Source organism: Streptomyces sp. NPDC002868 (assembly GCF_055563295.1).
The window spans coordinates 319,611-325,968 of record NZ_JBVHDR010000012.1; the positions used below are offsets into that span (position 1 = coordinate 319,611).

4 protein-coding genes and 1 pseudogene are annotated in these 6,358 nt (G+C 69.0%); 4 read left to right on the forward strand and 1 reads right to left on the reverse strand.

The annotated features are described in order from the left end of the window. Window positions 1-2: 2 nt before the first annotated feature. The 4 genes and pseudogenes from ACZ3H8_RS31550 to ACZ3H8_RS31565 all read left to right on the forward strand — a co-directional run bounded on the left by ACZ3H8_RS31550 (window position 3) and on the right by ACZ3H8_RS31565 (window position 4,764). Window positions 3-494, forward strand: coding sequence for a MarR family winged helix-turn-helix transcriptional regulator (locus ACZ3H8_RS31550; RefSeq protein ID WP_467407629.1), 492 nt, complete (start codon window positions 3-5; stop codon window positions 492-494). Next, window positions 491-1,557 (forward strand): annotated as a pseudogene (locus tag ACZ3H8_RS31555) (LLM class flavin-dependent oxidoreductase). The gene ACZ3H8_RS31550 and the pseudogene ACZ3H8_RS31555 overlap by 4 nt, the downstream one beginning before the upstream one ends. A 39-nt stretch (window positions 1,558-1,596) precedes the next feature. Continuing rightward, window positions 1,597-2,328, forward strand: a complete 732-nt coding sequence (locus ACZ3H8_RS31560) for a hypothetical protein (RefSeq protein WP_467407630.1) — start codon at window positions 1,597-1,599, stop codon at window positions 2,326-2,328. Between the two features lie 399 nt (window positions 2,329-2,727). Beyond that, entirely contained in the window at window positions 2,728-4,764 is a 2,037-nt protein-coding gene (locus tag ACZ3H8_RS31565; RefSeq protein WP_467407632.1) for a M4 family metallopeptidase, read from the forward strand. A gap of 51 nt (window positions 4,765-4,815) precedes the next feature. Here the strand turns inward: ACZ3H8_RS31565 and ACZ3H8_RS31570 are convergent, their stop codons facing one another. Continuing rightward, the gene (locus tag ACZ3H8_RS31570; protein ID WP_467407633.1) at window positions 4,816-6,039 is read right to left on the reverse strand and encodes an alginate lyase family protein; all 1,224 of its coding nucleotides are present in this window, start codon (window positions 6,037-6,039) and stop codon (window positions 4,816-4,818) included. Between the last annotated feature and the right edge of the window lie 319 nt (window positions 6,040-6,358).

A 6,358-nucleotide genomic window follows, 5' to 3' on the forward strand; every position in this document is an offset into this window, starting at 1 on the left:
GCATGTCCACCGCCGAGCAGCCACTGCAACCCATGAACGCGGACGAGGAAGCGCTGGTGCGCGAGCTCGGCCGGGTGATGATCGTCCTGCCCCGCGTGGTCGACGCCGACATGATGCGCGAGCAGCACCTGCCGCTCTCCGAGTACACGACACTCATGTATCTGTCCGAGGCCCCGCACCGGCTGATGCGCATGAGCGAGCTCGCCGCCGTCTGCAACCTCTCACTGAGCGGGATGACCCGCATCGTCACCCGCCTGGAGAACCAGGGACTGATCGAACGGGTCAGGTGCGACGAGGACGCCCGCGGATGGAACGCCGTCCTCACCGATGCGGGCCTCGCCCGGCTGCAACAGGCATGGCCCGCCCACCTCGCCAGCGTCCGGCGCCACGTCCTCGACCACGTCGAAGGCACCGACCTGACCCAGCTCATCCGCGCACTGAGGCGCATCGCGACTGACACACCTGGTGATGCGCGCCCGAGGAGTACGTCATGAACAACCCGTCGATCGGTCAAACCGGTGGGGCAGACATCACGCTGGGGCTGGACACGTTCGGTGATGTGACGAACGACGCCGAAGGCAAGCCGCTGTCGCACGGCCAGACCATCCGCCATCTGGTCGAGGAAGGCGTCCTTGCCGACCGGGTCGGCCTGGACCACTTCGGCATCGGCGAGCACCACACCGATTCGATGCCGCTCTCGGCTGCCGACGTCGTGCTCGCGGCCATCGCGTCGCGCACATCGCGCATACGCCTCGGTTCGGCAGTGACGGTGATCAGCTCCGACGATCCCGTCCGCGTCTTCCAGCGCTACGCCACTCTCGACGCCGTCTCCGGGGGGCGCGCCGAGGTGATCCTCGGCAGGGGATCGAGCACCGAGTCCTTCCCGATCTTCGGCTATGACCTGAGCGACTACGAGGAACTGTTCGAGGAGAAGGTCAGCCTCTTCGCCGAGCTTCTCCGGGAGAAGCCCGTTTCACCTGGTCCGGCAACACCCGCGCGTCCCTCGACGGTCTCTCCGTCTACCCGCACAGCGAGTCGGGATCCATCCCGACCTGGATCGGCGTCGGCGGCAGCCCCGAGTCGGTCATCCGGACCGCCCGGTACGGGTTCTCGCTGATGCTCGCGATCATCGGAGGCGAGACAGCCCGCTTCGCACCGTTCTCACAGCTGTTCCAGCAGGCGCTGGAGAAGTTCGGACAACCCCGGCGGCCCGTCGGCGTCCATGCGCCCGGCCATGTCGCCGCCACCGACGAACAGGCGGTGGAGCAGTTCCTGCCCGCCTTCGAAGCCGTGATACGAAGCGTGTCCAAGCAGCGCGGCTTCCGCACCCCCACCCGCGAGAGCCTCATGCGCGATGTCGGCCCCGGCGGCGCGCTGCACGTCGGATCGCCCGAAACCGTGGCCCGCAAGATCACGGCGACGCTCAAGGACCTCAACGCGACCCGCTTCGATCTGAAGTACGGGATGAACGGAATGCCTCACAGCGCACTCATGACCAACATCGAGCTGTTCGGCACCAAGGTGGCACCGCTGGTACGCGAGATGATGGGCTCCTGACGCCACGAGCGCCGGCCGCGGCCGCTTACCGTGGACTTCATGACCGACTCGACGCCCGACGTGATCCTGGTGCCGGAGCTGTATGCCGGCTACCCCGAGGTGGCTTTCGGCGGCTTTGTCGCGGGCGTGCTGGCTGAGCGGTCCGGGGCGAAGACCGTACGAGTGGACTTCCGCGGCCCCGTGCCGGTCGGGGTGCCCGTGCGGATCGCCGGAACGGCGGACGGTGGCTGCGAGTTGGGCGACACCGGGCGGCCGCTCGCGATGGCTGCCCCTGCCGAACTGGACCTCGACGCTCCGGCAGCGCCGAGCTGGGACGAGTCGGTCGCCGCTGCCGAGGCGTTCCGGGCCGCGCCGCCCGCCGGTCTCGTCGACTGCTTCGGCTGCGGCCTGGACCGTACGCCCGACCGCGGACTGCGCCAGCACTGCACCCCGGTACCAGGACGGGACGTGGTGGCCTGCGGCTGGACCCCGGATCCGGCGCTCGCGGACCCGGACGGCCTGCTCCCGCCCGAGCTGGCCTGGGGCGCACTGGACTGCCCGGGCAACTGGGCGGGCCGGCTGCTCGGCACCCAGCGCCCGGGCGCGGTGACAGCGTCCCTCACGGCCACGCTCCTGCGCCCGGTCGCCGCCGCGGCACCGCACATCTCGTACGCGTGGGTCCTTGCCGAGTCGGGCCGCAAGCACACACTGGGCGTGGCACTGGCAACGGCCGACGGCGAGTTGTGCGCCGTGGCCGAGGCCCTGTGGCTGGACCCGAGGCCCGCGGCCTGACGCATCCCGACACGCACGCGCGAGGACGCCGGTACGCCCTCGACGGATGGCACGGAACTAGCCACAGTTCGATGTGATCGCCGCGACCGGGATCCGTCCCCTGTTCAACACCCTTTTCACACAGCCGAGTTCGAGCGCACCTTGAAACCCGTTCTATTTCGGGCTCCGGTGAACCCTCGTCGGCATCGCGGCAATGATCGACGAAACGTCCGCTTAACGAACATGACCAATCGGGCAGCGAACGATTTCCGGCCAACTTCTTGACGCGCCCCTGACATAAGCCGTTCAGGGCTGTCACTCTTCCTCCGATCCACGCTCCACACGCCCGACACGCTCCGCATGCTCTGCCCGGCCGACCTCACCCAGTCGCCCGGTACCCCCCTCGCAGAAGGAGTTCGCGTGAGACCCACGCATCGCCGGCGCACCACCGCGACCGGAGCTCTTATAGCCACCGCTGCCCTCCTCGCGGTCGGATTCCAGACAGGCACCTCCTCAGCCGACCCGGCGCGGGCCGCCGCGCAGGCGGCGGCGAAAGCGGGGAAGGCCGACCCCGGCGCCCTGCCGCTGAACCTGACCCCCGCCCAGCGCGCCGAGCTGATCCGCAAGCAGAGCGCCACCACGGCGGCCACCGCCAAGGAACTGGGTCTGACCGCCCAGGAGAAGCTCGTCGTCCGGGACGTCACCCAGGACCGCGACGGCACCACGCACACCCGCTACGAGCGCACCTACGCCGGACTCCCGGTGCTGGGCGGCGACTTGGTGGTCGCCGAGACCAAGGCGGGCGCGACCGAGTCGGTCACCAAGGCGTCCAGGTCGGCCCTCAAGAACGTCGACACCAGCGCCGACATCGCCCCGGCCACCGCCGAGAAGCAGGCGCTGGGCGCGGCCAGGGCGGAGGGCTCGGCGAAGACCAAGGCCGACCGCGCACCGCGCAAGGTGGTCTGGCTGGCGCAGGGCGCGCCGACTCTCGCGTACGAGACGGTCGTCGGCGGCATCCAGCACGACGGCACCCCGAACGAGCTGCACGTCGTCACCGACGCGACGACGGGCAAGAAGCTCTTCGAGTGGCAGGCCGTCGAGAACGGCACCGGCAACACGCAGTACAGCGGCCAGGTGACGCTCGGCTCCACGCAGTCGGGATCGACGTACAACCTGACCGACGGCGGCCGTGGCAACACCAAGACGTACAACCTCAACCGCGGCACCTCGGGCACCGGCACCCTGTTCTCGGGTCCGGACGACGTCTGGGGCAACGGCCAGGCCTCCGACCTGGAGACCGCGGGTGCCGATGCCGCGTACGGCGCCGGGATCACCTGGGACTACTACAAGAACGTGCACGGCCGCTCCGGCATCCGCGGCGACGGCGTCGGCGCGTACTCCCGCGTGCACTACGGCAACAACTACGTCAACGCGTTCTGGCAGGACAGCTGCTTCTGCATGACGTACGGCGATGGCTCGGGCAACGCCAAGCCGCTCACCTCGATCGACGTGGCGGCGCACGAGATGACCCACGGCGTCACCTCCGCCACCGCGAAGCTCGTCTACAGCGGCGAGTCCGGCGGTCTCAACGAGGCGACCTCCGACATCTTCGCCGCCGCGGTCGAGTTCTACGCCAACAACGCCCAGGACAAGGGTGACTACCTGGTCGGCGAGAAGATCGACATCAACGGCGACGGCACCCCGCTGCGCTACATGGACAAGCCGAGCAAGGACGGCGCGTCCAAGGACGCCTGGTACTCGGGCATCGGCAATATCGACGTCCACTACTCCTCGGGCCCGGCGAACCACTGGTACTACCTGCTCTCCGAGGGCAGCGGCGCCAAGACCATCAACGGCGTCAACTACGACTCGCCGACCTCCGACGGTCTGCCCGTGACCGGCATCGGCCGGGACAAGGCCTCGCTGATCTGGTTCAAGGCGCTCACCACGAAGTTCAACTCGACGACGAACTACGCGGCTGCCCGCACCGGCACCATCGCGGTCGCGACGGAGCTGTACGGAGCAACCAGCGCCGAGGTCAAGGCCGTGACCGACGCGTGGGCCGGCATCAACGTCGGTGCCCGCCCCGGCGGCGGCGACCCCGACCCGGGCACCGTCTTCGAGAACACCGCTGACGTCTCCATCCCGGACAACGGCGCCGCGGTCACCTCGTCGGTCAGCGTCACGGGCCGCACGGGCAACGCCCCGGCCGCCCTCAAGGTCGGCGTGGACATCATCCACACCTGGCGCGGCGACCTGGTCGTCGACCTGCTCGCCCCGGACGGAACGGTGTACAACCTGAAGCCGTTCAGCTCCTCCGACTCGGCGGACAACGTCCAGGCGACCTACACGGTCAATGCCTCCTCCGAGGTCGCCAACGGCGCCTGGAAGCTGCGCGTCCAGGACAAGGCGGCGTACGACACCGGCTACATCAACAGCGTCAAGCTCACCTTCTGAGCCTTGTCGCAAGGAGCTGCCCGGGGGCCGAGCCCCCCGGGCAGTTCCGCGTCAAGCGGGGTTGTTCGCGTGCGTCAGCGTCTCCCATGCCACGAACAGGTTGTTGGAGCCCGCCGGCCGCTGCTGCTCCGTGAGGCGCTGGGTGTTGCTCATGCCGAAGCCCATGCGGTTGTGCAGCGCGTTGAATCCGACCTCGGTGACCGGGCCGAGCTTGTCCTTGAGGCTGCCGTTGCAGAGGTTCCCGGGCACGGGCTCGCCCAGCTGGTACTTGGCGTGCAGGCCCAGCGCGTGGCGCAGCCGGTCGGCGATCTCCGGGTAGAGGTCCTGGCCCTGGATTCGGCTGGTCTCGGCGATGTGTGAGATGGCGGAGAGTCCGTATCCGGTGTGGGTGAGGTCGCGGCAGGTCTCCTGGCTGAGCCCGTTCATGAAGGTCGACTGGCCCTGCCAGTACTTGATGATCTCCTCGCGGGTGTCGAGGCCCGAGCCGGGCGCGGTCTTCGGCAGAGAGCCGTCCGAGGTGAGATAGATGTACGCGGGGACCCGGCCGCGGACCTTGGCCACGGCCTTGTCGTACGCCCCGCGGTCCTCCAGGAAGACCGCGATGCCGATCGCCGCCTCCATCATGCTCAGCTCCCAATTGCCGTTGGAGTGCGAGCCGTTGATCACCTTGGGGAGGTACACGTTGCGCAGCATCGTGCCGAAGCGGCCGGAGTTGGGCCAGGAGCTGTATGTGTACCTGACTATCTCGGCGGCCCGCGGCCAGGAGGAGCCCGCCCAGCCGGTCTGCAGCGGGGCGTTGCTGTTGGTGTGGTCCTTGATCACCGCGGACCAGGCGTCCATGATCTCGATCGACTTCTTGGCGTAGCGGCTGTCTCCGCCGATGTACCAGGCAAGTGCCAGGGTGTACGCGGCGATTGCGTCCTCACGCTCGTCCGTGCAGCCGTAGTTGGGGTTGGAGTACGAACCGCACTCGACGACGGCGCGCGGCTTGGCGGTGCGCGACAGTGAGCCGTACTTGCTCGCGAGCATCTGGTCGTAGGCGGACTTCCAGGGCTGGGCACCCGCGTTGACCTTGGCCTTCACAAAGTCGAGCTGGGGGCGGCTGACGAGCACGCCGGGGTGGGTGAAGTTCGCGGGTGCGGCGGCCTGTTGGGCGGTGTCCTTCACCGCCGAGGCCGGGGCTATGAGCACCGCGGCCAGCACTGTGGCCAGGGCCGTGGCAGGGGCGAGCAGGAGCGCTTTTGGTCTGCGCAGGGCGCGTGATCCGGTACGCATGGGGGGCCTTCCGGTGGGGGGTTGCTCTCCAACTGGGTTCACTCATATGAACGTTGGGCGTGGGAGTGAACCCCGCAGTGTGTCAGGAAGCTAAAGGCATCCCATGGGCACGTCAAGACTCAGAGTTCAAGGCGTGAAAAAAGCCAATGCAAAAGGGCGGCGTGGGGGGGGGCCCCCCCCCCCCCCCCCCCCCCCCCCCCCCACCCCCCCCCACCCCCCCCCCCCCCACCCCCCCCCCCCCCCCCCCCCCCCCCACTCCCGGAGCGCCGAGCCGGCCCCCCCCCCCGCCACCCCCGACCAGAACAGCAGCCAGACCCGG

Bases quoted from the DNA above. Each gene is read 5' to 3' on its own strand.
- ACZ3H8_RS31550 (WP_467407629.1), top strand. From the start codon at position 3: ATGTCCACCGCCGAGCAGCCACTGCAACCCATGAACGCGGACGAGGAA.
- ACZ3H8_RS31570 (WP_467407633.1), bottom strand. From the start codon at position 6,039: ATGCGTACCGGATCACGCGCCCTGCGCAGACCAAAAGCGCTCCTGCTC.
- ACZ3H8_RS31560 (WP_467407630.1), top strand. From the start codon at position 1,597: ATGACCGACTCGACGCCCGACGTGATCCTGGTGCCGGAGCTGTATGCC.